Annotated in this window: 16 protein-coding genes; 7 read left to right on the top strand and 9 right to left on the bottom strand. The window is 66.8% G+C overall.

Going from position 1 to position 25,159, the window contains the following annotated elements; translation table 11 throughout:
* Window positions 1-1,891 precede the first annotated feature (1,891 nt).
* The 6 genes from ACXJKD_RS13680 to ACXJKD_RS13655 form a co-directional block, all read right to left on the bottom strand.
* Window positions 1,892-3,055 (bottom strand): serine hydrolase domain-containing protein, encoded by a 1,164-nt coding sequence (locus ACXJKD_RS13680; protein ID WP_457255163.1) that lies wholly within the window; start codon window positions 3,053-3,055, stop codon window positions 1,892-1,894.
* The gene (locus tag ACXJKD_RS13675) at window positions 3,052-3,867 is read right to left on the bottom strand and encodes an ABC transporter ATP-binding protein (protein ID WP_457255162.1); all 816 of its coding nucleotides are present in this window, start codon (window positions 3,865-3,867) and stop codon (window positions 3,052-3,054) included. The genes ACXJKD_RS13680 and ACXJKD_RS13675 overlap by 4 nt, the downstream gene beginning before the upstream one ends.
* Complete coding sequence (locus ACXJKD_RS13670; protein ID WP_457255161.1) at window positions 3,864-4,832, bottom strand: ABC transporter ATP-binding protein; 969 nt, start codon at window positions 4,830-4,832, stop codon at window positions 3,864-3,866. Before ACXJKD_RS13670 ends, ACXJKD_RS13675 begins: the two co-directional genes overlap by 4 nt.
* Entirely contained in the window at window positions 4,829-5,728 is a 900-nt protein-coding gene (locus ACXJKD_RS13665; protein WP_457255160.1) for an ABC transporter permease, read from the bottom strand. Before ACXJKD_RS13665 ends, ACXJKD_RS13670 begins: the two co-directional genes overlap by 4 nt.
* 4 nt (window positions 5,729-5,732) lie before the next feature.
* Window positions 5,733-6,746 (bottom strand): ABC transporter permease, encoded by a 1,014-nt coding sequence (locus tag ACXJKD_RS13660; protein ID WP_457255159.1) that lies wholly within the window; start codon window positions 6,744-6,746, stop codon window positions 5,733-5,735.
* A gap of 83 nt (window positions 6,747-6,829) precedes the next feature.
* Window positions 6,830-8,383, bottom strand: coding sequence for an ABC transporter substrate-binding protein (locus tag ACXJKD_RS13655; protein WP_457255158.1), 1,554 nt, complete (start codon window positions 8,381-8,383; stop codon window positions 6,830-6,832).
* A 135-nt stretch (window positions 8,384-8,518) separates the two neighbouring features.
* Here ACXJKD_RS13655 and ACXJKD_RS13650 point away from each other — a divergent pair, with 135 nt between their 5' ends.
* On the top strand, window positions 8,519-9,403 hold the full coding sequence (locus tag ACXJKD_RS13650; protein WP_457255157.1) for a LysR family transcriptional regulator: 885 nt from the start codon (window positions 8,519-8,521) through the stop codon (window positions 9,401-9,403).
* A gap of 68 nt (window positions 9,404-9,471) precedes the next feature.
* Here the strand turns inward: ACXJKD_RS13650 and ACXJKD_RS13645 are convergent, their stop codons facing one another.
* Complete coding sequence (locus ACXJKD_RS13645) at window positions 9,472-11,283, bottom strand: hypothetical protein (protein ID WP_457255156.1); 1,812 nt, start codon at window positions 11,281-11,283, stop codon at window positions 9,472-9,474.
* A gap of 298 nt (window positions 11,284-11,581) precedes the next feature.
* Window positions 11,582-13,042 (bottom strand): PucR family transcriptional regulator, encoded by a 1,461-nt coding sequence (locus tag ACXJKD_RS13640; protein ID WP_457255155.1) that lies wholly within the window; start codon window positions 13,040-13,042, stop codon window positions 11,582-11,584.
* A 115-nt stretch (window positions 13,043-13,157) separates the two neighbouring features.
* Here ACXJKD_RS13640 and gabT point away from each other — a divergent pair, with 115 nt between their 5' ends.
* The 5 genes from gabT (at window position 13,158) to ACXJKD_RS13615 (ending at window position 20,833) form a co-directional block, all read left to right on the top strand.
* Entirely contained in the window at window positions 13,158-14,501 is a 1,344-nt protein-coding gene (gene gabT, locus ACXJKD_RS13635) for a 4-aminobutyrate--2-oxoglutarate transaminase (protein WP_457255154.1), read from the top strand.
* Window positions 14,498-15,760 (top strand): Glu/Leu/Phe/Val family dehydrogenase, encoded by a 1,263-nt coding sequence (locus ACXJKD_RS13630; protein ID WP_457255153.1) that lies wholly within the window; start codon window positions 14,498-14,500, stop codon window positions 15,758-15,760. The genes gabT and ACXJKD_RS13630 overlap by 4 nt, the downstream gene beginning before the upstream one ends.
* 26 nt (window positions 15,761-15,786) lie before the next feature.
* Window positions 15,787-17,244: an NAD-dependent succinate-semialdehyde dehydrogenase gene (locus tag ACXJKD_RS13625; protein WP_457255196.1), complete on the top strand. Its 1,458-nt coding sequence runs from the start codon at window positions 15,787-15,789 to the stop codon at window positions 17,242-17,244.
* A complete protein-coding gene (locus ACXJKD_RS13620; protein ID WP_457255152.1) occupies window positions 17,241-18,509 on the top strand; it encodes an NAD(P)/FAD-dependent oxidoreductase in 1,269 nt (422 codons plus the stop codon). Before ACXJKD_RS13625 ends, ACXJKD_RS13620 begins: the two co-directional genes overlap by 4 nt.
* Window positions 18,510-19,090: 581 nt before the next feature.
* Window positions 19,091-20,833 carry an SIR2 family protein gene (locus ACXJKD_RS13615; RefSeq protein ID WP_457255151.1) on the top strand — a complete coding sequence of 581 codons (1,743 nt, stop codon included), beginning with the start codon at window positions 19,091-19,093 and terminating at the stop codon, window positions 20,831-20,833.
* Between the two features lie 1,767 nt (window positions 20,834-22,600).
* Here ACXJKD_RS13615 and ACXJKD_RS13610 read toward each other — a convergent pair.
* On the bottom strand, window positions 22,601-24,277 hold the full coding sequence (locus tag ACXJKD_RS13610) for an SIR2 family protein (protein ID WP_457255150.1): 1,677 nt from the start codon (window positions 24,275-24,277) through the stop codon (window positions 22,601-22,603).
* A 451-nt stretch (window positions 24,278-24,728) separates the two neighbouring features.
* On the opposite strand from ACXJKD_RS13610, the gene ACXJKD_RS13605 reads away from it, so the two are divergent.
* Window positions 24,729-25,142 carry a hypothetical protein gene (locus tag ACXJKD_RS13605; RefSeq protein ID WP_457255149.1) on the top strand — a complete coding sequence of 138 codons (414 nt, stop codon included), beginning with the start codon at window positions 24,729-24,731 and terminating at the stop codon, window positions 25,140-25,142.
* The last annotated feature ends 17 nt before the right edge of the window (window positions 25,143-25,159 follow it).

Raw genomic sequence — 25,159 nt, 5'->3', positions numbered from 1 at the left:
GAAGGCGTGGGTGGGTGACACATCAGGGCTAGCTGACAAGTAGGCACTCATTTGTGGCCATCCTCATTTTCAACAGACGGACACGGTGTTGTCCTTGCTTGGCTACTAGTGCTGTCGGCCGCCAAGAAGGACCCCGATAAGGACCAGCAAGCCTGACCGCTATCGCACTGCTCCTCGGTTAGCGGTCAAGCGGCGGCATGACCGGGGTGAAGACGTGCCGAAACCCTTGGGACTGTATGTGTTTGTCTGTGTCGAGCGCGTGCAGCAGGACGACGCCCTGTCCTGGCCATGGCGCTTGCACCTGTTGGCGCTCGCCCAAGTAGGGCCGGCTGGTGACCTTGTGCGATCGCCACTTCGTTCCATGGCTCGATCTTCGCCAAGAGCAGGTTGCTGAGCTCTCTCGCTGTGGAGGAGTGCAGGAAGTGCTTCACGTCGTGAGCCCTCACGTTGATGCACACATCGACCTCATCGGGCGTGAGCTCCACGCCGACGTGCCCCCTTTGCCAGTCGTTCAAGACCTCGCGGATCAGGATCTTGGCGGGTTGGCGCCCTCGATCGCTCAAGGGTGGATCGAGGGTCTATCGCGCCATCGCAACCGCCATTGCCGACACGAGTTCGTAAGCGATAGCTCTTTCGGATCATGCACCAGAGTCGTTCGCCTCACTGACTCCACCCGCCAGGCCAATGCTCGCTTCTTCCCCGCCCCGGAACTGGTCCCCCATTTCGCCCTATCCCAAGGGCTCGGGACAATCTCCAGGGCGCGCCGGCTCCTCCTCATCGCGTCGGGAATCTCGAAGGCACACGCCCTGCGTGACGCCCTAACCGGCCCTGTGTCGGCACGCTGTCCTGCATCCCTCGTGCAACTACATGAAAACGCTACGATCATTGCCGACGCGGACGCGGCGAGCCTTCTGCCGCCTGACTTCCCCGTTGCGCCCCAGGGCATTTAGCTCATGAAAGGACAAGGTCCTTCTGGCCCATCCGGGGAGCTACTCGTTGCAGCCTGCTCACCGTCTGGACCCGCAACTGGGTGCGCCTCTCCCGGAGGTCACACAGCATCCGCAGAGACTCGGGCCCACCATGGGGCGGCGGACACGCAGCGTCTTGGTCCGGACCGCGACGAAGGCGATGGAGTGGGCGTCGCGGGCGTCGGCTTGCGATTGTGGCCGATGTCGCACAGGGCGGCCCCCGGGCGGTGCTCGCAGGCCGCCAACAGTCGCTGGGCCAGTGGGTGGCCAGCGCCGTTGCTGCCCTCGATCGCCCCGAGCCGTTCTCTCAGCCTTCCCGTAGGTCCGCATCTCGGCTACTTGTTTCATTGACGTCATGGCTGGGTTCTGACGAGGCTCGGTCTAGACGTTCGGGTTGTCGCTCTCTTTTCGGCTACTCACCTCGGTGTGGCTCTCATTTGGCCTGTGCATCCCCAGACGTCGCCAGGGCGGGAGTGGCTCAAGAGGGGTTTGCCCTAGCTCGAAGTAGCGTTGCCCTTCCCGCTCGACAACCCCATCAGGTTCGAGTTCGGAGGGCAGCGTGGAAGGCACCGCATCACCAGTGGTCATTGGGATGGACCCTCACAAACGTTCGGTCACGATCGAGGCATGACCGCTGACGAATCCATCGTCGGGAAAGGGCGATTCGCGACCGACCGTGATGGTCGGCGTGAGCGACGAGAGTCGAACTCGGAGGCGTCAATGATGGGCGCGGGTGGCCACTGGCACCAAGTGATTGGGGACGATCATGCACATCCTGAAACACCACGCTTGTGTCGGCCGCCAACACCGCCGGTCTGCGGACATCGTCATCCCGATGCTGCTCCTGCTGATCGCGGTGATGGTCTCCTCTGAGGAGTGCCCCGCTGGCGGGGTGCCCCGCATTTCGTTTGTGCTAGCACCCTTCATCGGGTCAGGGAGCAGGCCACCAACCAGCGCAGAAACTCGCTGTTGCGCTCCAACGCTGAAGGCGAGAAGGCCTCCGGCTGGGCCGCGAACTTGGCGATTACGACCCGGGCGCTCGGGTCAACCCACAGATACTGACCATGGATACCGGCTCCGTAGACCGCGCCTTGCGAGTCTCCGGTCACCCACCACTGGTTGAGGTAGCTACCGCCAGGGTGCACCGCTTGGAAGGCACTGCCCGTCGCTGCCTCGAGGCTCCCGCCGGCGAGGGTGGACTCAACCCACGCCTCGGGTACAACTTGGCGGCCATCGACTGCCCCGCGGTCGAGCATCAGTTGACCGATCCGAGCCAGGTCGCGCGCCGTGCAGGCGATGCCTCCGTTGGCGAATGCGAAGCCGCCTTTGTCGACGGTGATGACTGCATCGGACTCGGGGGCAACCCTGGACCAAAGTTCGGCAGAGAGGACCTCGTGGTAGCGGGCGCCGGTGACCGACTCCACAACCCACGCGAGCGCATCGGTCGTGGCAGAGCAGTACTGCAACTGCCGCCCGTGCTGACCGGCGGCTCGTAGGCCTGTCAGGAACTCGTAGGTGTCGGCCGGATCGTCACTGTTACGAGGACGCCAGCCGGCCACCCGATCCTGCTGGGCGACATGAGCCTGCGGGTCGTGGTAGGTCTCGTCGTAGTCGACGGAGACCTGCATGTCGAGCGCTTGGCGGATGGTGGCCTCACCGAAGGCTGAGTCCTTCAGTCGCGGAACGAGGGCGCCGATCCGCGCGTCTTCGGCCATGAGGCCTTGCCCGATCAGCCGGCCAAAAAGTAGGCCGCACAGGCTCTTCGATACTGACATCAGTGTGTGCTTCGAAGAGGCCGTCATGCCCTCGCCATACCACTCCCCCACCAGTCGACCGTCCGCGAGCACGACGAGTGCGCGGGTGTGGGTTGCGTCGATCTGATGGTGGAGCTTGGCGATGTCGATCCAGTCCAGGGGGCGCGGTTCTGTGGCGGCCGCCGAGGTGTCGCGTGATATCACGGCCGTCGGGACGAGCTCGGTGATGTGGCTGAAACCCCATGCGTTCCAGGGTGGGTCCTGCCAGTTTGTCAGGTTGACCTGGCCGGGCGCGGGCGTCTTGTCCAGGGCGTAGCCGGGTCGGCAGTTCACTTGACGACATCCTCTCGGTTCTCCAGAGCGGACCGGAGGTTCTCGCTCTGCAGGGTGGGGCTGGCTGCGACCAGCGTCTGGGTGTACTCGTGTTTTGGGTCGGAGAGCACGGCTTCCGTCGGGCCCTCCTCGACGACCCGGCCTCGCAACATCACGACGACGGACTCAGCCAGGTAGCGCACGACGTCGAGGTCGTGCGAGACCATGACGAAGGTCAGGTTGCGTTCGGCGCGTAAGTCAGTGAGCAGATTGAGGATCTGGGCCTGGACCGACACGTCGAGAGCCGAGGTCGGCTCGTCCAGAATGAGCAGCTCCGGTTCGGTGGCCAGCGCACGAGCGATCCCGACCCGCTGGCACTGCCCGCCGGAGAGCTGGTGTGGCAGACGGTCGCGGAGGGCCGACGCTAGTCCGACTGCGTCGAGCACCTCGTCGACCTTGCGCCGGAGCTCGGCTCCTCGGGCGCGGGCATGCAGGCGCAGTGGTTCAGCGACGCTGTCCGCCGCGGTCATCCGCGGATTGAGGGCCTGGACGGGATTCTGGAAGACCATGCCGATCCGCCGTCGCATCGCCCGCAGCTCAGCCGGCGACATCCGGGTGACCTCGGTGCTGTCGAAGGTGATCGAGCCGCTCGTCGGCCTGATCAGGCCCAGCATGCAGCGCACGAGCGTGGTCTTGCCTGACCCGGACTCGCCGATCACCCCCAGCGACGAGCCGGTGCGCACGGTCACCGAGACGTGGTCGAGCGCGGTGTGGGACGACCGGCGTGACCGGAAGTCGTGCACCAGCTCGTCGGTGGCGATCAGCGCGCTCACAGGTCACCGCTCCGTAGACAGGCCGTCTCGTGCGCCGCGCTCACCGGCAGGAGGTGCGGGTCGGTACGACGGCAAGTCTCCGCGACCGCGTAGCAGCGGTCGGCGAACGCGCAGCCCTGGATCGCCATCAGGTTGGCGGGGACATGACCAGGAATCGCCTCCAGGCGCCGACGCGTGCCAGTCGGCAGCGCGGCGATGAGGCCACGAGTGTAGGGATGCATCGGGCTGCGGAGAACCGTGGCGGTCGGACCCGACTCGACGACGCGCCCGGCGTACAGCACCGCGACCCGATCGCAGGTTGCTCCGACCACACCGAGATCGTGGGTGATCAGGAGCACGCTGAATCCCAAGGTCCGCTGTAGGTCGACGATCAACAGGAGAATCTGGCGAGAGATGGTGACGTCGAGAGCGGTGGTGGGCTCGTCGAGTATGAGCAGTTTCGGCTCGCACAAGAGGGCCATCGCGATCATCGCGCGTTGCAGCATCCCGCCCGAGAGTTCGTGAGGGTAGGCGAGCATCACGCGGCGGGTATCGGCCAGGCCCACATCGGCGAGCCGCTGCTCGATCAGCTCGCTGGCTGCGCGGCCACGGATGCTCCGATGTCGCCGCAGGACCAGTCTCATCTGCGCCCCGAGCGTGAAAACCGGATTGAATGCGGTACCGGGGTTCTGGAAGACGATACTGATCGCGTCACCGCGGCCGCGCGCTCGCTCCTTCTCTGTCAGGACGAGCTGATCGACGCCGTCGAAGACGATCTGTCCGGACGTGCGTGTACCTGCGGGCAGGACGCCGAGGATGGCCTGGCCGGTGATGGACTTTCCGCATCCGGTCTCACCGACGATCCCGAGGATCTCACCGCGCCCTACCTCGAGCTCGATGCCGCGTAGGGGTCGGTTCGTGGCCCGTCCTCGATCGAGGAACTGCACCTCGAGGTTGTGGACAGCAACCAGGGCGTCGTTCGTCATCGCTTCACCCTCCTCGGGTCGAGTACGTCGCGCAGGGCGTCGCCCAGGAGGTTGAACGCGAGCACCGTGAGGAAGATCGCGAGGCCGGCGAACGTAGAGATCCACCATGAGGTGAAGAGCAGGCTGCGGCCCTGCGCGACCATCAACCCCCAGTCAGCTGCTGGCGGCTGGGCGCCTAGTCCGATGAAGGCGAGCGAACCGGCCGCCAGGACAACCGTGCCCACGTCGACCGTCGCTTGGATCAGCACCGGCGTCAGCGCGTTCCGGACGATGTGCCGACGCAGGATCGTGCGGGCGGGCACGCCGATTGCCTCAGCGGCCGTGACGAACGGTCGCTCGCGCAATGACCTTGCCTCGCCCCGCACCAGTCGCGCGTACCAGGGCCACCACGACAGGGCGAGGGCCAGACCCATGTTGGTGAGCCCGGGCCCCAGCAGGGCCACCACGATCATGGCGAGGAGCAGCGGGGGGAACGACTGGAACAGCTCGGTGAGCCGCATGAGGAACTCATCGACCCACCCGCCCCGGTAGCCCGCGATCGCGCCGAGCGGCACCCCGATCGCCGCCGCGACGAGCACCACGGCGATCGAGATCGTCAGGGCCGGCCGGGCGCCCATGATGACCCTGCTCAGCATGTCGCGACCCAGCTCGTCGGTACCGAACCAGTGTGCCGCGCTCGGTGCGAGGTTGCCCGCAGCGACGTCTGTGGCACCACGGCCCTGGTCTGGGTAGGGCGCGATCCATGGGGCGAAGATCGCCACCGCGACCAATAGGGCGATCAGCACGATGCCAGCCAGGGCGAGCCGGTCACGCAGTAGCGATCGCAGCAGCGACGCAGCCCGGGTGGGCGGTTGCGCGACTGGCATCGTCGCGACGTCGAGTTCAATTGCGGTCATCGGCTCAGCTCCGGACTCTGGGGTCGATGCGTGCCTGGAGCAGGTCGACGACGAGGTTGGTGACCAGGTACCCGGCCGCGCCCAGCAGCGTGATCGCCATGATCACCGGGTAATCGACCGCGAGCATCGCCTGGGTGGCGTATTGGCCGATCCCGGGCCAATTGAAGACGACCTCGACGAAGAATGTGCCCGTCAGCGTGTACGCGATCGACAGTCCCAGGACGGTCAACGTTGGCGACAACGCGTTCTTCAGGGCCAGCCGCCACGTGAGCGTGCTGGAGCTCAGCCCGTACGCGCGCGCCGTGAGCGCGTAGTCCTGGTCGAGTGCGTCGAGCATCGATGCCCGGGTCATCCGCGCAATCAGGCCCAGCGGATACGCCGCCAAGGTGACGGCGGGCAGCACCAGGTGTTCCAGGCCGTCGCCGAGCGCCGCCCAGTTGCCGGTGAGGATGCTGTCGAGGAGGGGAAAGTGCGTCACTGTGCGGACGGGGTTGGAATAGGCGAGCACGGTGCTGAACTCGCCGGTGGCGTGGAGCATCCCGAGTTGCCCGACGAAGAGCATCTGGAGGAGCAGCCCGAGCCAAAAGGCTGGCATCGAGATTCCGCCGATGCACAGAATCCGGATGAGTCCGTCGAGGACACCCCCGGGCCGGCGTGCCGCGATGACCCCGAGCGCCACGCCGAGCACTGCCGCCACGAGCATGGCGGCCGCGATGAGCTCAAGGGTCGGGGGGAGCCGGCCGGCGATGTCCGGAAGGACTGGTTGTTTGGTCGCGAGCGAGTCACCGAGATCGCCCCGCAACAAGGCGCCGACATAGTCGACGAACTGGATGGGCAGCGGTCGGTCCAGACCAAGCTGCTCCCTGACGCGGTCAAGGGTCGCGGCGTCTGCCTTCTGGCCGGCGTACACGACGGCCGGGTCGGACGGCACGACCCGGGCCAGTACGAAGGTCAGGAAAGTGAGAGTCAACATCACCGCCCCGGAGGTCGCGATCCGCTTCGCGAAGTACTTGGTCATGGATTCCTTCCTCGCAAGTGGGTTCAGCACGCCCCAGGGTGCCGGCCGGAGCTGGAGGCCGGCACCCATGATGCGGCTATCGGTCAGGCGGGGCTAAAACCCGAGAAGAAGGTGGTGAAAGGATAGTTCTCGTTGAAGGCCGGCACCTTGAGTACGCGGGGGATGACGGAGACCTGTTGGGCGTCGTAGAGAAATGCGGCAGGTGCCTGTTCGTGGAGCATGCCCATGGCCTGCTGGTACATCGACTGCGCCTTTTCACGATCGGTCGCGGTAAACGTCGCGGCCTTGTCGATGATCTGGTCGTAGGCCGCGTTGTCCCAGTAGCTCATGTTGAAGAACGGCTTCTTGGCACTGTGGAACAGGGAGTACATGTTGTCGGAACCGGCGTCGCTGTAGGTCGGCCAGTAGTAGAGGATAAAGATGTCCTGAGCGCCCTTCGGATCCGACTTGGCGTCCTCCCACTGCTGGTTGAAGAGCTGTGCCTTGACCTTGACGTTGACACCGACCTTCGCCAGGGCGTCCTTGATCAGCGGCACGAATCGCCCTTCGGCGGCGTTCTCGGACGCGTAGGTGAGAGTCAGGTCGAATCCTCCGCCAGGATGCCCGGCGTCGGCGAGCAACTGCCGGGCCTTGTCGAGGTCCTGTGTGTACTGGGGGACGTCGGCGGAGTACGGGAAGATTCCGTCAGGGACCGGGCCGTGGCTCTGGGTGCCGTAGCCCTGGGCACCCACCGAGATGATGTCCTTGTAGGGCATCGCGTAGGACAGCGCCTGGCGCACCACCGGGTTGTCGAGCGGAGGTCGGGTGGTGTTGAACATCGCCAGGTAGTCGAACGGCGACTTCGAGACCTTGACCGTGAAGTCAGGGTTCTTCTTGAAGGAGGCGATGTTCTCGAGCGGAATCTGGGTGGAGTACGCCACCTCACCAGCAGTGAGCATCTGCTGTGCCGTGACTGCGTCTGACGTGATCGCGATGTCGACCGTCTTGTATGTCGCCCGGGCATTGGCGTTCCAATAGCCGTCGTACTTCTTCAACACGACCTTCTTGCCGGGGGTGTACGCCGCGAGAGTGTAGGGGCCGGTGCCGGCGTCGACGCCCTTCTCGAAGTACTTGTCGTCCTTCTTGGCGGGCTCGAGCGCCGATGGCGCGACGATCCATGCGCCATAGGTCGATGAGGCAATCAGGTCCAGGGGTGCGGCGTACTTGAGCGTGAAGACAACGGTGGCCGGGTCCGGTGCTTCGATCTTCTTCACCGGCGCCCAGATGAACGAGGCGCCGCCGCGCTCCTTGGCAGCCTCCAGACTCGCCTTGACGGCAGCGGCGTCGACCTTCTCACCGGTGTGGAAGGTCACGCCCTGACGAATCTTGAACGTCCAGGTCAGGCCGTCGGCGGAGGCCTGCCAGCTGATGGCGAGACCAGGGGTGTATTCGTCCGTGCTCCCAGAAGGGTTCTTCCAGAGAAGCGGCTCGTACAGATTCCCCAGATACATCGCCTCGGTGGAGAAGGACTTGATCGGGTCCCATGTGGTGACAGACGCAGACGAGGCGACGGTGAGGACCGCCGTATTCGCGGAGCCTCCTGCCGGACCACCCGCCGAGCTCCCACCCGAGCACGCTGCTACTACTGCCAGGCCCACGGCCGAGATGAGGGCTGCGAAGAATCGACGGCGATTCATGGATCTCCTTGTGCAGAAATGGACTTCCGGCCATTGTGGGAGCCAGCTTCCATGCTGTCCAATACTTACATTCTACCTTGTCGATGCCTGGGAGGCATGATGGACCTGAGGTTGCTGCGGTACTTTCTGGAGATCGTGGACACCGGTTCAGTCACCGCCGCGTCCAAGGCGCTCTTTGTCGCCCAGCCTTCCCTCTCCCGGCAGTTGCGCCGACTCGAGTCGGACCTCAACCTGCAACTTTTCACCCGGTCAGACAAGCGGCTGGTGCTCACAGCCGCCGGGCGCGAGTTCGTGCCCATCGCCCGCGACCTGGTGGCCCGGGCCGCGCAGGCCCAGACAATGGTGGCGGCGATCGCGACCGGCGCGAGCCCGGATCTGGTCCTGGCCGGTCCCACCACAACCATCAACGACCTCGTCGCGCCATTCATCGCGGCCGGCGGCCCGGCCTCGTTGGCCAACGTGGTGGAGACGCTGCCGCAGGACGTGTACGGCGCCGTCACCCGCGGTGACGCCGACTTCGGGATTGGCAGCTCGGTACCGTCGGGTTCTCTGTTCGCAGAGGTACTCATCCAGGTAGAGGTCTGGGCGCAGGCTCCCCCGGACCATGTGCTGGCAACGGATACCAGCGTGGACCTCGCCGAGGTCACCCGGCATCCATTGATCCATCTCGACCTTGGCCACGCAGTACGACGTGCCTTCGACGCGGCCGCTGCGAAACGCGGGCTCAGCTATAACGTCGTAGCACAGGCCCGGGCGCCGCGCCTCGGCCAGGCGCTCGCTGCAGCGGGTCGCGGCGTGTGCGTGACCTCCGACGATCCGCGCTACGGCTTGTCGAAGGCACAGATCTTGGTCGACGGGGAGCCACTCACCGTGACCCTCTACGCCGCATGGGACCCTGCGCATTACGCCGCCACGGAGATCGAGACGGCCGTCATGGAATTGCGGCGGTTCACCGAGCAACGCTATGGCACGGGCCGATAGTGCCGCCGCGGACCGAACCGCAATGGTGGACAGCGAACCGAAGTACGCCACCCACCCGTCCGCGAGGTTCAGCACAGAGGGTTGATCTTGCCGGTCTCGATCACGGCCGAGGCCCAGGAGAACTCGCTGTTGTCGGAGAAGTACCAGTACGTCGCGCCGTTGGGCGCCATGGCCACAGTGATGCCGCCGTACCCGGACATGAACGGCGTCCAGAACGAGCAGGAGAGCTGTGGGTAGTCAGCCGGGGTGAACTGCTTGGCCCAGAACATGTTGTTGTACTTGAACGGGACGGATCCGGAGGTTGTCAGGCCTCTGTCGCTCGCGTTCTTCTGCATGCTGGTGTCGAGCGCCGCTGCGGAGAGCACCTGGGTTTCACCGATCTGGCCGCTGTCATTGTTGAGCAGCTTGGCCATCTTGGCGATGTTGTCCGAAGTCCAGAACATTCCGTAGCCTCCGAACGGCTTGCCGCTCCCCGAGTTGTCGGTCCTCACGGAGGCCCAGCTCTCGGGCGAGAGCCGGAGCGGCTTCAGGACGTCGTCGCGCAACATGTTGAAGATGTCAGCCCCAGGTCCTTGGTGGGACTTCAAGATGGCATCCTGCGCTCGGGCCGTGATGAACGCGTCGGAGGAGTGGTAGATCCACTTGGTCCCGGGCACCGCCTTACGAGGAAAGACCAGCGCTGTGTCGATCTTGTCGTCATAGGTCTCGGCGACGAAGAAGTCCGACATCTTCAGGCCGTCCTCGTCGGATTCGTAGCCGGCGAGGTTGTAGTTGCCGGTCGCCATGTCAAGGGCATTGTCCAAGGTCACGTCAGACCACTCCCCCCTGGCGGAGGCGGTCTCCGGAACCAGGTTTCCGACGATCTGGTTCCTGACCGAGGTCCCGTACAGCTGCGCGAGGCGCATGAAGGCTACGCCGTCGAATGCGGACTTGGCGGTCGAGTACGACGGCATCACCATCTCTTCACAGAAGGGGTAAGTACCGAATCTGGTCGTACAGCCTGAGACGTAGTTGGCCCCATTGACCAGCACGCCGTACTTGGTCATGTCTGCGGGCGTGACGCCGGTACCAAACGCGGTGGTGTTGACTCCTGCGCTCGGATAGTCGGACGCGAGGGCAGCGAGCGGCTTGGTAGGAAGCCGGGTGCTGACCTCCGCGGCGTAGTCGTTTCGGATCTGTTCATCATTGGGCAATACCGATGGTGTGTAGGTCGCGCTGAGCTGTCCCCACATGTTGAACTTCTGGTAGGCGCACGTCTCCTGCGTCACCTGGTAGCGCACGTTGCTGATCGACGAGGCGTTGAAGAGGAACGTGAGCACCCCGTTGTGCACGCAGTTTGCGTTGCGTTCAATGATTGCGAATGGGATGGCCGCGCGCGTCTTGCCGTTGTCGGTGCTCTCGTTCCACGCGCGGCCCGGGCTGACAACGAGGTTGTACGTCGTGCCGCCGGTGATCGTCAGGCCACGCTTGATCGGGATCAGGTGGCTGCCGGTCTGCACCAGGCTGGTCGTGAATGCCGGAAGGTGCTTCCAGGCGTTGTCGGCCTTCGCCGTGCGGCGGTAGGTGTCGACGATCTCGCTGAAGCCCCCGCTGATAGCCGGGTTGGCCAGGGTCAGGGTGCCCTCGAACTGGTTCGAGGGAGGTGCAGCTTGGGCGGGCACTGCGAATGCAGCGTCATCCACGGGGGCTGTGCTCGTGCCGGTCGTGAGGTCGGCGAACGTGAGTACGGTCCGTCCGGTCGAGCCGCTGCCGGTCAATGGGTCCCCTGGAACGGTGGTCGCTGCCGCGGCCGGCGAGGTGACCGGGCCAAGGACCGCGGTCGTCGTCGCTATCGCTCCAACTAGCGCGACCAGCGCAGAGGTGGCTTTTCGTGTGGCCATGGGAACTCCTGGGGGCAGAGGTGGTGCGGCGATCGTAAGGACAGCATCGGAAAGGGGGCCAATACCCATTTGCTGTGAGGCAGATGCTCATTCGGCATGGCGTTGGTCACGGCACGATGTGCGTTGTGACACGTTGAGCCACGTGTCGATCACCAAGGCTGTCGCGAGAGCCAGTCATCGACGCCGGTAGGTCGCGGCGCGATCGTGGAACCTTTGGCTGGCCATGCGAAACCGCGCCCGATACTCAGAGCCCTGTTCAGTTTCGACCGCGTCGCGAGGGAGGCAGCAATGCCCGTCGTCACGCGATCGTGAGCGCCACCCAGGCATCGACCCGGACCTGCGGATCGTCGAGCGAGCCGCCCACGGCTTCCTCGATCTGTGCGATCCGGTTCCGCACGGTGTTGCGATGGACTCCGAGCTCTTTGGCGACGCTGGCGCGGGAGCCGTGGTGGCGCAGGAACGAGCGCAGCGTCGCGAGCAGTTCCTCGTTACCGCCGAGCGGCGACAGGAAGGCCGACGCGAAGGCCTCGGCGCGCGGCCGGTCCAGCATCGCGATCGTGCCGGCCCCGACGAGCCGTTCCCATCGCACCACGGGTCTGGCGTCGGAGGTGGCAAGCAGCGCGTGTCCGGCGTTGGCATGGCTGCGTGCGGCCGACTCCACTGGTGCGGGGTCCCCCACGCCGACACGAAGCCCGTGCTCGGCCAACGCCGCAGCCTGCTGGTCGACATCGCGGGGGTCGGTCGCGACCCACACCTCGTCGCCGACGCGGGCCAAGAGCGGCGCGCGGTCCTCGCCCCGACTGACGGCGTCGTCCAGCGCGTCCTCAGGCCCGGTTGCCCGGAGGAGCACCACGGGATCGGGCAGGGCCGGTTCGTCGACGACTCCGCTACCCAGCACGATGGCGGCGGTGCGCGAGTCGGATCGGACGAGCAGCTCGAGGGCCCGGCCACGGAGCCGACGTGTGCTCGCTTGTCGCGCGCGCCGGCTCTCGGCGGCCAGGGATAGCAGTGACACCGCGGTGGTGACCGCTGCCCGCTGCGCGTCGTCGGGACGTCCAGGCAGGAGCACGGCCAGCCAGGATCCGGGGCGCCCGGTTAGCCCGACCGGCTGCACGACGATCGTCCCTGATCCAGACTGCACGCTGGATGCGGCTCGGAGGCCCTGCGGGCGGAGCCGCACGATCTCTGCAGCGACCACGTCCAGATCGAGGCCGACTCCGGCCGGCCCGCCCTCGACCCGTCCGTCCCGGTCGACGATAGCGGCGGCACCGCCCGTCACGGCCGCCAGACGGCGCATCAGCATGAGCGGTGCGCCGCCTCGCAGAGCCGCCTGCGTGAGCTGCCGCTGGACGTCGAGGGAGCGTCGGGCTGCTGCCCCGGCGTGGGCGTCGATCAAGCGCGCAGCGGTCCGGCTGATCGCCACGAACGTGGTGGCTCGCGGCACCGCGAACAGGTTCAGCCCGGCGTCGGCGCACGCGCGCCGAAGGCCCACGGGCACTGCCCGGTGGGTGAGCCCGACGGCGACGCCCAAGGCGGCCACCTGCGCCTCGACGAGGCGCCCGACGTACGGCGCCCACTCGCGCCGCCAGCCGACCGTCTCGAGACCCGTGGTCAGGAGCACCTCGTTGCCTTCGAGGAATGGCGTCGGGTCGACCAGCTCGCTCGCCGCGACCCAGCGCACCTCCGCCTCGGGATGCGATAGCTCGACCGGATCGAGCCCGAGGACGGGGTCAGCAAGGAGATCGGTAACCGCCACCATGGGGTCATGATCGCACAGCGGGCCGCCTGTTGGCTGTGCAGTTCGGCCATGGCGGACTTCACACCGCCGACCTACCGTCGAGGAGTCCCACACCGCCTCACTGCTGGAGCACCCGATGTCGCACGCCACCGGAGGGCCGACCCTCCCCCAAGAACGCCGCCTGGTCACCGAGCTGCCCGGCCCACGGTCTCGCGAGTTGCACGCCCGCAAGGGCGCCGCCGTCGCCCGGGCCGTCGGCACCACGCTCCCCCTCTACGCGATGGCCGCCGGAGGCGGCGTGGTCGTCGACGTCGACGGCAACTCGCTCATCGACTTCGGCTCCGGCATCGCGGTCACCACCGTCGGCAACAGCGCTCCGTTGGTCGTGGACGCCGTCGCTGAGCAGGCGCGCGCCTTCACCCACACCTGCTTCATGGTCACACCGTACGCCGGCTACGTGGAGGTCGCGGAAGCGCTCAACCGGCTCACGCCTGGGGAGCACGAGAAGCGCACTGTGCTTTTCAACTCGGGCGCCGAGGGGGTCGAGAACGCGGTCAAGATCGCGCGCTCCTGGACGAGGAAGCAGGCCGTGGTTGCCTTCGACCACGCCTACCACGGGCGGACCAACCTGACGATGGCGCTGACCGCGAAGAGCATGCCGTACAAGAGCGGCTTTGGACCTTTCGCTCCAGAGGTGCACCGGGCTCCGGTGTCCTACCCGTTTCGCGACGGCCACAACGACGGCATGGCGGCCGCCCGCGAGGCGATCACCGTGGTCGAGAAGCAGATCGGTGCCGACAACCTGGCGGCCGTCGTGATCGAGCCGATCCAGGGCGAGGGCGGCTTCATCGTCCCGGCCGCCGGCTTCCTCAGCACGCTCGCCGCGTGGTGTCGCGACAACGCAGTCGTCTTCATCGCCGACGAGGTGCAGACCGGGTTCGCACGCACCGGCGAGATGTTCGCCGTCGACCACGAGGGCGTTGTACCCGACCTGATCGTCACCGCAAAGGGGATCGCCGGCGGCATGCCGCTCTCGGCCGTGACCGGGCGCGCGGAGATCATGGACGCACCGCATGTCGGCGGCCTCGGCGGCACCTATGGCGGCAACCCGCTCGCGTGTGCAGCTGCCCTCGCCGTGATCGAGACCATAGAGAAGGACAGGCTCGTCGACCGCGCGCGTGACATCGGAAAGACGATGGTCGAGCGACTGCGCGGCCTGCAGGAGCGCGATGACCGGATCGGCGAGGTTCGGGGCCGGGGCGCGATGGTCGGGGTCGAGCTCGTCGAGCCGGGAACCATGGTCCCCGACGCCGAGTTGACCCGCCGGATCGCCGCAGCCGCGCACCAGCGCGGGCTGATCGTGCTGACCTGCGGCACGTTCGGCAACGTGCTGCGCTTCCTGCCCCCGCTGTCCATGCCCGACCACCTGCTCGCCGAGGGTCTGGACGTCCTCGCTGCGGCCTTCGAGGAGACCCGGTGACCACGTTGCTGGGGCCCACGACCGCGAGCCCGCTCGACGACGCGCGCACGCAGCTGCGCCAGGCCGTCGAGGTGCTCGGCCTCGACGAGGGCATGCACGCGATGCTCGCCCATCCGCGGCGCGAGGTGACGGTCGCCATCCCGCTGCGCCGCGACGACGGCACCACCGAGCTGCTCACCGGCCACCGAGTGCAGCACAACTTTTCGCGCGGTCCGGCGAAGGGCGGGCTGCGCTACAGCCCGGACGTCACCCTCGATGAGGTTCGCGCACTCGCGATGTGGATGACCTGGAAGTGCGCCCTGATCGACGTGCCGTACGGCGGCGCGAAAGGCGGCGTGCGGATCGATCCGCGCACCTACTCCTCGGCCGAGCTCGAGCGGGTGACCCGCCGCTACACCAGTGAGATCAGCCCCCTCATCGGGCCCGAGCGCGACATCCCCGCCCCGGACATCGGCACCGACGAGAACACCATGGCGTGGCTGATGGACACCTACTCGGTCCAGCAGGGACACACGGTCCTCGGCGTCACCACCGGTAAGCCGGTGAGCCTCGGCGGCTCCCTCGGCCGGGCCACGGCCACCTCGCGCGGAGTCGTCCACGTGGCCCTCGCCGCCCTACGCAGCCGCGGCATCGAGCCCACCCGGGCAACCGCCGCCGTCCAGGGCTTCGGCAAGGTCGGCAGGTACGCTGCCCGCTTCCTGGCCGAAGCCGGCGTGCGAGTGACGGCCGTCAGCGACCAGTACGGCGCGGTCGGAGACGAGCGCGGCCTCGACGTATCCGCCCTCGAGGCGCACGTCCACGCTCATGGCGGCGTGGTCGGCTTCGACGCCGACGAGCTCACCCACGCCGAGCTGATCGAGGCCGACGTCGACCTGCTCGTCCCGGCCGCCGTCGAGGGCGTGATCACCGCGGCGAACGCCCCGAGGATCCGCGCCAGCATCGTCGTCGAGGGCGCCAACGGACCGACCACACCGGAGGCCGACGCACTCCTCGAGTCGCGCGGGCAGCTCGTCGTCCCCGACATCCTCGCCAACGCAGGCGGCGTCATCGTGTCCTACTTCGAGTGGGTGCAGGCCAACCAGGCCTACTGGTGGAGCGCCGACGAGGTCGAGCGCCGCCTCGCCGACCGGATGCTGGCCGCGTGGTGGCAGGTCCACGACCACGCTGAGCGACTGCAACTGCCGTTGCGGACCGCCGCCACCGCCCTCGCCGTCCAACGCGTCGCGCAGGCCCACCGGCTGCGCGGCCTCTACCCGTGACCACGTCGATCCCCCTGGAGACCCCCATGACCCTCACCGCTGCCCCATGCCCGGAGCTCAAGGACGCCGCCTCCCTGCTCGCCGAGCTCCTCGTCGAGCAGGGAACGTGCCCGACCTTCGGCGTCGTCGACCCGGCCACCGGCAACACCGTCTGCGACCTGCCCGATCGCGGCCCTGCCGACGCCACGGCCGCGGTCGACGCCGCCCACGCCGTGTTCCCCCACTGGGCGAGGACCGCCCCACGGGTCCGCTCCGAGGCGTTGCGCCGGGCCTTCGACCTCATGCACGCCGACGCCGACCGGCTCGCCGCACTAATCTCGTGGGAGAACGGCAAGAGCCTCGCCGACGCGCACGCCGAGGTCATCTATGCCGCCGAGTTCTTCCGCTGGTTTTCCGAGGAGGCCGTCCGCACCGAGGGCGGCTACGGCATCTCCCCGGCCGGCGGCGCCCGCACGCTGGTCACCCAGCGGCCGGTCGGGGTTGCGGCTCTGGTCACGCCGTGGAACTTCCCGGCCGCGATGGCGACTCGCAAGATCGCCCCGGCGCTGGCCGCGGGCTGCACCGTCGTGCTGAAGCCGGCGGCCGAAACGCCACTCACCGCCCTCGCGGTGGCCCGGATCCTGCACGCCGCCGGCGTTCCAGCAGGAGCAGTCCAGGTGGTGCCCACCACCGATGCCCCCGGAGTCGTCGGCGCCTGGCTCGACGACTCACGGGTACGCAAGGTTTCGTTCACCGGTTCCACGGCGGTCGGCCAGCTGCTGCTGCGCGAGGCCGCCGACCGGGTGGTGAACGCCTCGATGGAGCTCGGCGGCAACGCGCCGTTCGTCGTGTGCGCGGACGCCGACATCGAAGCCGCGGTGGAGGGCGCCATGATCGCCAAGTTCCGGAATGGCGGCCAGGCCTGCACGGCCGCCAATCGGTTCTACGTGCACGCCGACGTGGTGGACGAGTTCGCCACCCGGTTCGCCGCGGCCATCGCGTCGCTCTCCCTGGGTCCGGCGTTCGACGGCGCCCAGATCGGCCCACTGATCAGCGCGGCGGCCGTCGACCGGGTGACAGCCGCGGTCAACCGCGCCGTCACCGAAGGGGGCCGCATCGCGCATCGCGGCCCGATCCCCACCGACGGCTGGTTCTACCCGCCGACCCTCCTGCTCGACGTCCCCGCGGATGCACAGATCGTCCGCGAGGAGATCTTCGGCCCGGTCGCCCCCGTCGTCGTGTGGAAGGACGAGGACGAACTGCTGCGCCTGGTCAACGACACCGAGCTCGGCTTGGCCGCCTACGTCTACGCCGGACGGCTCCAGGACGCCCTGCGCCTGGCCGAGGCGATCGACGCCGGCATGGTCGGCATCAACCGCGGCCTGGTCTCCGACCCATCGGCACCCTTCGGCGGCGTCAAGCAGAGCGGGCTGGGCCGCGAGGGCGCTCGCGACGGGATCCGCGAGTACCAGGAGACCCAGTACTTCAGCGTGGACTTCCCATGAGCCGCCACGTGGTCGTGATCGGCGGCGGGTACGCCGGCCTCACCGTCGCGCGCCGCCTGCTCCGCAAGGCGCGCGACCTCGACGTCACCGTGGTCAACCCGCACGGCTACATGACCTACCAGCCGCTGCTGCCCGAGACGGCCGCCGGTACCGTGCAGCCCGCGCACGTCGTCGTACCGCTGCGGACGGCGCTGCCCGGCGCCCGAGTGCTGGCAGCGTCACTCACCGGCCTGGACACCGCTCGCCGGGTGGCGACGTTGACCGCGCGCGACGGTGCGATGCAGGAGGTGCCTTACGACGAGCTGGTGCTCGCGGTCGGGTCGGTGACCAAGACCCTGCCGGTGCCGGGGCTCGTGGACCACGCCATCGGCTTCCGGACCGTCGAGGAGGCACTGCACCTCGGCAACCGGGTGCTCTCGCGGCTCGAGCTCGCCGCGTCGACGACCGACTCGCTCGCGCGCGAGCGTGCGCTGACCTTCGTCTTCGTGGGTGCGGGTTACGCCGGCATCGAGGCGCTCGCCGAGCTCGAGGACATGGTGCGCCGGCAGCTCCCGCACTTCCCGGGCATCACCATGGACCAGAGCCGCTGGGTGCTCGTCGAGGCCGGACCACGCATCCTCGGCCAGCTGCCCGAGCGGCTCGCCTCGTACGCCGCGGCCCAACTCGCCGGCCGCGGCATCGACGTGCGATTGGACACGCGGCTCGAGCGGGTGACCAGCGACGCGGTCGTGCTCAGCGACGGCACGGTCGTCGCCACGGACACCGTGGTGTGGACGGCCGGGGTCGTCCCGCACCCGGTGCTGCGCCGGCTCGGCCTTCCGTGCGACGAGGCCGGCCGAGTGCTGGCAGACGAGCACCTCCGCGTCGTCGATGGCGTGTGGGCAGTCGGCGACTGCGCGGCCGTGCCGGACGTCGTCGGCGGTGGCTGGTGTGCACCGACGGCCCAGCACGCCGTGCGCCAGGCGACCCGGCTCGCCGACAACCTGCGCGGACGGCTGGGGGCCTACCGGCACCGCGACGCCGGCGCGGTCGCCTCGCTGGGCCGGCGCCAGGGCGTGGCCGAGCTGTACGGCGTACCGCTCCGCGGCTACCTCGCCTGGCTCGTGCACCGCATCTACCACGGCTCACGCCTGCCCTGCCGGCGCCGGCGGCTGCTGGTCACGCTGACCTGGCTGCTCGGCTCGCGCGGCCGGGACCCGGTGGCGCTGTCGGCCGTCGAGTCGCCCAGGGCCGCCCTCCGCGAGGCGCACGACCTGGTGGGGTGAGCGGTGGTCGACTGCCTCATGCGTGCGCGTGCATCACGTGCCTGATGCGCGTGTAGTCCTCGAGGCCGTAGTGAGCCCCATCGCGATCTACGCCTCGTCCCTGCTTTGCTCTCCAGATGGCCGCGCAAGTCAGGGCGAAGTGACGCACCGTTCGTGTGCCGTGTCGAACACAGACCTCAAGCCACCATCTCCGAGGACTGGTGAGATTTCCCTCTGTCGGAGTGCGTGGGGACAGGGCGATTCCGCCTGTGTCTCACACAATACGGCTATCGGCGCGGTGAATTCCGTTGGCCTGCGTGGGGATTCGTCGTCGATGGGATGGGACACGTGGCGACATGATGCCTCTGGCCGGACGACTCGATGGAGGGCGCATTTTCGCCGAACGTGTGGCTCGACGCCGAGCTCCACGACTTCCGCGCTGCGAATCGTCCTCTCGAAGTCAGGAGCCCCGAGGCGCGTGGCAATAACGTGGACTCGAGGCGTTGGCGCTGAAGCTCGTGCCGACGGATGTAATGTTCGACCGGGCGCGTGGACATTCGCCGCCCTGATGGCGAATCGTAATCACGTGTGGAGGGATTGCGTTGGCACAGCGTCGTATCACGGGTGCGCAGTCGGAGCTGATCTCCGCCGAGAGGATCTTGGAAGGCAACACGCTCTCAACCAAGGACCAGCCATTTCTCGCTGATCTGTTGCGTGTGACGCTGAGGCCTGAGCCCATCACGTTCGTAGTGGGAGCTGGCGTCTCAATGGACGCCGGCCTTCCGTCGTGGTCATCGCTGCTGATGCGGATGGCCGACGATTTGGCGGATGAGCCGCTGCGGCACATGGCTAAAGCGGACCCCTCCGACCCGATGCGGAAAGCCGAGTACATAGTTCAGATGGCGCTGTCAGCGACGCGTAAGCGCGAGTCTGAAATCATCCGTGATGCGCTCTACCCCGAGCAGGGTGACGTCTCTCATGGGGAACTTGCCGACGCGATCGCAAGGCTTGTCGCCGTTCGCAAGCAGGCCGTCCGAATTATTACGACAAACTTCGACGAGGTTCTTGAGTCAGCACTGCGCTCCTACCTTCCCGAGACGTCGATCGAGTCCTACTCCATAGATGAAGCCGACGAGTGGCGCGAGTTTGTTGCCTCAGGAGGTATCGGCGTCCTTCACGTGCATGGCCTCGTCGTAACTAATGACCGGGAAGACAAGAAGCCGATCATCCTGACAGAGTCACACTTTCTTAGGTATGGCACGAAGGTAAGGAGCGTTGTCGCCAAGGAGCTGGAGGCGAATCCGGTGCTCTTCATCGGCGTCAGTCTCTCGGATCCAAATCTCGTGGGCCCCCTTTGGGACGTGAAGGCCGAGGGTGAACCAGTCTCGTCTTCGAAGAAGAAGCAGCACCCACGGTTTGTCCTAGTGGTCCCTGGGTCTGTTACCGGCGCAGAGACAAATGCAGACTCGGTAAGGTACTCCGTGGCATCAGCGCAGTACCTCGAGGGGAAGCTGGGTCTGAAGCCTGTCTTCTTGAAGTCCTACTCCCAACTGATCCAACTCGTCTCGGACATGTCACTGGCTGTAGCTCGACCAAAGCAATACGCGAATCGAGTTCCCCGAGGAGAGGGTCAGTCGCTTAGATACGGGAAGCGCTTCACGCGAGTCTTGACCCAGTGCTACGAAAACATCGGTTGCGCGCCGTCCAACCCGTTTCCTCTCGGACCCGCTGCGGACAATCTGAGCGAAGCGCTGTTTGGCGTGCTCCACGCCAAGGATGGCCCGGTTCGCTACCTCGAGAAGCTCAAGGAGCGGCACAGGCTCCGCGACCACACATGGGAGCCCGCCGACGAACACTTCGGTCTTTTTCTTTGGCTGCGCCGGCGCTCGCCAAGGGCCGGCCTTCCTGCCCCCTACGCAGTTGCCCTGGTTGGAACCAGCACCTTCACACATCGGGAGGCGTGGTCGTTCGACAGAGTGGCGGCCATCGAGCCATCTGCTACGTATTCGTCGGCGGCGGCGATGTATTACGGCACAACCCAGGCGACCGATACATCTCCACGACCTGACTCTCAGACATGGAGAGGAGTACTGGCGACGCCGATCACCGTGGAAGGTGCCTGCACAGACGAGAGCATCCTGGCTCCTGGTGGTGTAAAGGTACCTCTTGATCGGCTTACCGTAGGCGCCGTGACGTTGAACACCACGTGCAACATCGTTGACGTAGAGCCTGGGAACACGAACTTGAGATCAGTGCTGTCCGTCGCCGACCAGGTGGGCGAGTTGAGCGAAGTGGCATCCCGCCTGCAGGCTGCCGCGATCAAGGTGCTGCTTCCCGATCTCTAGGAAGCCTTCTTCGACCTCGCGCGAACGACCTGGGGGCGAATCGGGATCGATACGAATGTCTTGCCGCTGACCGTTCGAGACGGAAGCTTGTCAATGGCCGTGACAGCAACGCTGCCTTGCCCTTGCGATTTCGTAATTGCTCGCACCGTGGCGCCTCTCGCTCTTCCCAAGTCGGGTCTGAACCGGCAACTACTTACACTGTTGTAGTTTGCTCCCCAGACCACCTCAGCAAGCGCAAGCCGTCCGGCGTGTCGACTCAGTGGGGCCCTGCTAGGTTAGCGCGTGTCTCCGGCCCCGCACCGCGAGTTCCCTCACATGGCCAGGAGGGCACGATATGCGCGCATTGGTATGAGGCTGCAACCCGCGCACCTTGCCCTCAAAAGGGCCAGCTCAGCATGAGACACACTCGCTCGAAGGCGGGCGTTGCGGGCGAGATGTTGCACGAGATATCGCACGCCACATCGAAGAGGTTCCCTGACGTGCGGTTCGTGAGTGCCTGAAAAGCGGAGAATCAAGGGCACGTGCAGTACAGCACGGAAGTACAGCAGTCGGTGCGACGGAGCTTGCCGCTCTACGGAGGCTGATGGCGGGTCGTAAGCACGATCACGTCTCGCCGACGCCAATGCCTGAAGTTCGGGACGAAGAGGGGACCCCCCCCGGGACGGCCACCACGCACTCCACGTAAGGCGAGCGACCCCGCATTCGGCGACGAGAGCTTCAGATCGTGTGACAGCAGCACTGACAGCAACGCGCCCAGACGCCACCAGCTGGAACTGCACTTGAGGTGCCCAAAGGCGGCACCCTGCAGCGCTCCTACAGACCGGCTCGCCCGGCCGCCGACATCTGAAAATCGGAAGGTCGGCGGTTCGACCCCGCCCCTGGCCACCAAAACCGCAGGTCAGCGCCTTGCGAGGCCGTCGGTTTCTCGCGCTCCCGGCCGTCTGACAGCAGTAGGACAGCAACGTCAATCGTGACGTCACATCGAGAGGCTTCCTCAAGCACAGCTGGCATCCACCTTCGGGCGCATCGAAGGGTTGCCAATCGTCACCGGACGACGAGTGACGGCAACCCGACCAGACACAACCAGCCAACCTTGGACGCGGTGCCCCGAAACGCCCACCCAGTTTCGAGCCAAGCGCAGACGTTCGCAGGTAAGGGGAGCTGTTGAACACGGCCGTCCGCACCCTCCCAGGTGCTGCCGTGGCCACTGGCGACAACGTGCGTATGTCGACCACGCCGTTGACTGCCCATGCTCCAGACCCCGCGTCAGGCTGAGATTGAGTGCGCTCTGGGCCAAAGCTCGGCACCGGTCGGAACAATCCCCGGGTGTGGCCCGCTATACGTTGACGTCGTCACGGAAGGACGTCCGGCACGGCCTCCTCACCGCAGGAATCACCCCCTGATCCGTAGCAATTCGCGGACAGGATGGGGAAGTTCCAAGGGATGACCATGCCCACCACTCTGGCGACCCCTTCACAACCGCTTGCGCACATCGTCGCAGGTCAGAGCCGTGCGGTCGCGCTGAGACGCATCCGGTCCGCTGTTGTCAGATCGTTACCTGGTCCGACGTGGATGAGGTCTATTGGGCTCATTTTTGGGCCAGCCTCCGGCCGCGCACATGAACATCACTGGCGTACGTCGAGACACCCGTGAGTGCTGCATCCCACGACCGTCCCGCGGGGCTCGTGCAGGGACCGCGTGAGCAACTCGCTCGCGATGGTCAGGCACTGACCTTGTCTGATCCTTGATCCGACCGATGGGTCGAGGTCAGGAGGGCTCGGCCCAACGGCCATGGTTGTCGATCCACCATGTCCCGGACGGCAGCGTTCCTCCGCCCGGTGGCAGCGCGCTCCATGCAGCCTGGTCGGCGAGCTTGTGCACCTGGGCATCGACTTCGTCTGCGAGCTGCTCGCCGGTTGCTGCGTCCGGTATCTGCAGCCCAGCCAGGATGGTTGCGACGTCTGGGGTGGCCAGCAAACGCCGGAACCAGGGTTGCACCACGGGCACGTACTCCATGCGGGCGACGTCAGTCACCTGCAGGTGGGGCAGCCCGAGGCTGAAGCCGCGCGAGGTCGCCTTGGCCCGGGCGGCAGCGGCGACCAGCCGCAGGTATTCGAACCTCTGGCAGCCCTCCTCGAACGCGTTGCCGAGTCCGACGTGGTCGGCCAGGAGTGGTCGAAGGTAGGCGTACAGGTACTTCGGGGGTTTGTTCAACGTGTGGTCCGGGCCCAAGAACTGCGCGACGGGCACCTCCTCACCCTGCCAGTCCAGCGTCCGCGGGCCGGTCAGCAGGAGGGTGACCAGGTCCCATCGTTGTGCAGCGGTGGCGGCGACCCCGGCCGCGTAGGTGAGCAGCGTGGCCGGGGCCTGTGTGAGGTTGATGAGGTTCGTCAGTCCGCCTACGTTGGGACGGGTTCCGAAGCGTTGGATGTCGTCGAGCCACCACCGGTCAGTCGACTCAGTGCCCCAGTACGCCGTGGTGGCGACCAGCGTCACCGGCACGGCGCTGGCGGCTTCGATCACCCGGAGCCGTCGTGCGTGTTCGTCCTGACCGCTCACTGAGTCGAACGATTCCGGGTGCAGCGGGCCGCAAAGGGCCAGGGCGTCGAGTTCTCGGCGCAGCGTGTCATGGAGCGCGATGGCAGTCCTGCCGCCGGACAGTTCGCGTTTCGCTGACTCCGCGGCGATGGGAACCGTCAGCGGGTGGCGTTGCCCGGTCCGTTCAATGGCGTCGACCGAGTCGGCCACTTGGCCCAGGAACCGCTCCGCGGTGTCCTCTATGACGCGAACGGCCTTCATCCTCGCGAGATCGAGCGCTTCCTGTCGTAGCCCGTGCGGGTCGACCCAGAACGAGGAGAACCGGCGGTTGGGGCACCTGCTCCAGGCATCCCGCAGGGCCGGGTCGTAGACAGCTGACCATCCGGCGACCAGCAGGCCATAGTCGTCGAAGATGCGGTCCAGCAGCTTGTCGACCTCTGCGGGGTAGGTCGCCAGCTCCTCGACTGTGTTGAGCATGCTTGTCGGGGTCAGGTAGTCCCCGTGCAGGTGCACGACCAGGCACCGCACCGTGTGCAGCGGTGCCAGCCCTGCCATTTGTGAGGCGGCCGTTACCACCACGGGCTCCACGCCCTCATCGCGCAGGGCAGTCTCGAGCAGCCGGTCAAAGTTCGTGGTGATGAGAACGCGCACGTGCCCTGCCGCTGCCAGCCTGGCCGCAGCCCGATGTGCCCCAGTCGGCACCTTCAGACCGTCCGCTCGTTCCTGCTCGGTCGGCTCGAAGAACGGCCTCAGCAGTGCCTGCCGTTCGATCTGGGTAGCGGCAAGCGCCTCCAACAGCCCCTCGTACGTGGGCGGCGTCCCGTAGGTGGTCTCGAACCAGGCGAACGGATCGGCCGGGGCATTGCCCAGGGCAGCGGCAACCCGAAGGATGAGTTCCTCCTGCACTTGCCAAGCAGTCTTCACGCCCGCCGACGCTGAGACACCGGCCCCGAGAAGCATGGCGTAGGCGCCAGGGGCGCCGGTCAAAGCAAACGCAGCAGCAAGGTGAGGTTCCAACACACCGCAGATCCTGCCCTAAACCGGCGACACCCCGGAGCGCCAGGAAGCAGAGCCCCTGCGGCAGACGGGCATGCTGTCCCCGTGAGCAGCGCAGACGACGCCGCGGCGGCCACGGTCGCGCACACGATGATGTTCCAGGACGCGGCCTGGGCTGCCGACGTCGTGTACTCCGCGCACCGGGACAAGAAGCAGGACCTGGCGGCGCTTCTCCCGACGCTCCTCATCGGCCAATGGGCGCGCATCACCTGCTCGGGTTCCCAGGCGTTGCGCTCCACCAACCCTCAGGTCGCCGTGCCCGTCCTGGCCGACCTGCTCGAGCACGAGCACGCCGCCGTCCTTGCCCGCGCACGTCACTCCATTCAAGCTGTTCGACGACACCAAGAAGGGCTACGAATACGTCCTGGCCGACGTGACTGCGCACCACGACGCGCACCGAGCCCGGTTCATCGGCAAAGCAGTCCGGTTAGCCCGCTGGCTCGAGACCGACCTCGGGCCAAGGGCCCGGCACCCGGACCGCGAGGGCGCCACAAGCCCGGTGCTCGCCAGCATCCTCGACAGCTCGGCTGTGCAGCGGCTGGCCACTCCGGGGGCGAAAGCCCGTTCGCAACCGGTGTATCCACAACGAGATCCGCGGACCAGCCAAGGCCCAGCTACGGCCGGCGAGCGCATGCCCGGCATGGTCGAGTCCGTCACCGGGCGAGGTTTCGACGACTTCGACCGCGACGTCACCTTGGCGACCCGGCCGCCTTAAGACCTGCGCGCAGCTAA

Source organism: Pedococcus sp. P5_B7 (genome assembly GCF_054049895.1).
Note: the sequence above shows the minus strand (reverse complement) of the source record. Positions and strands in the feature narration are given on the sequence as shown.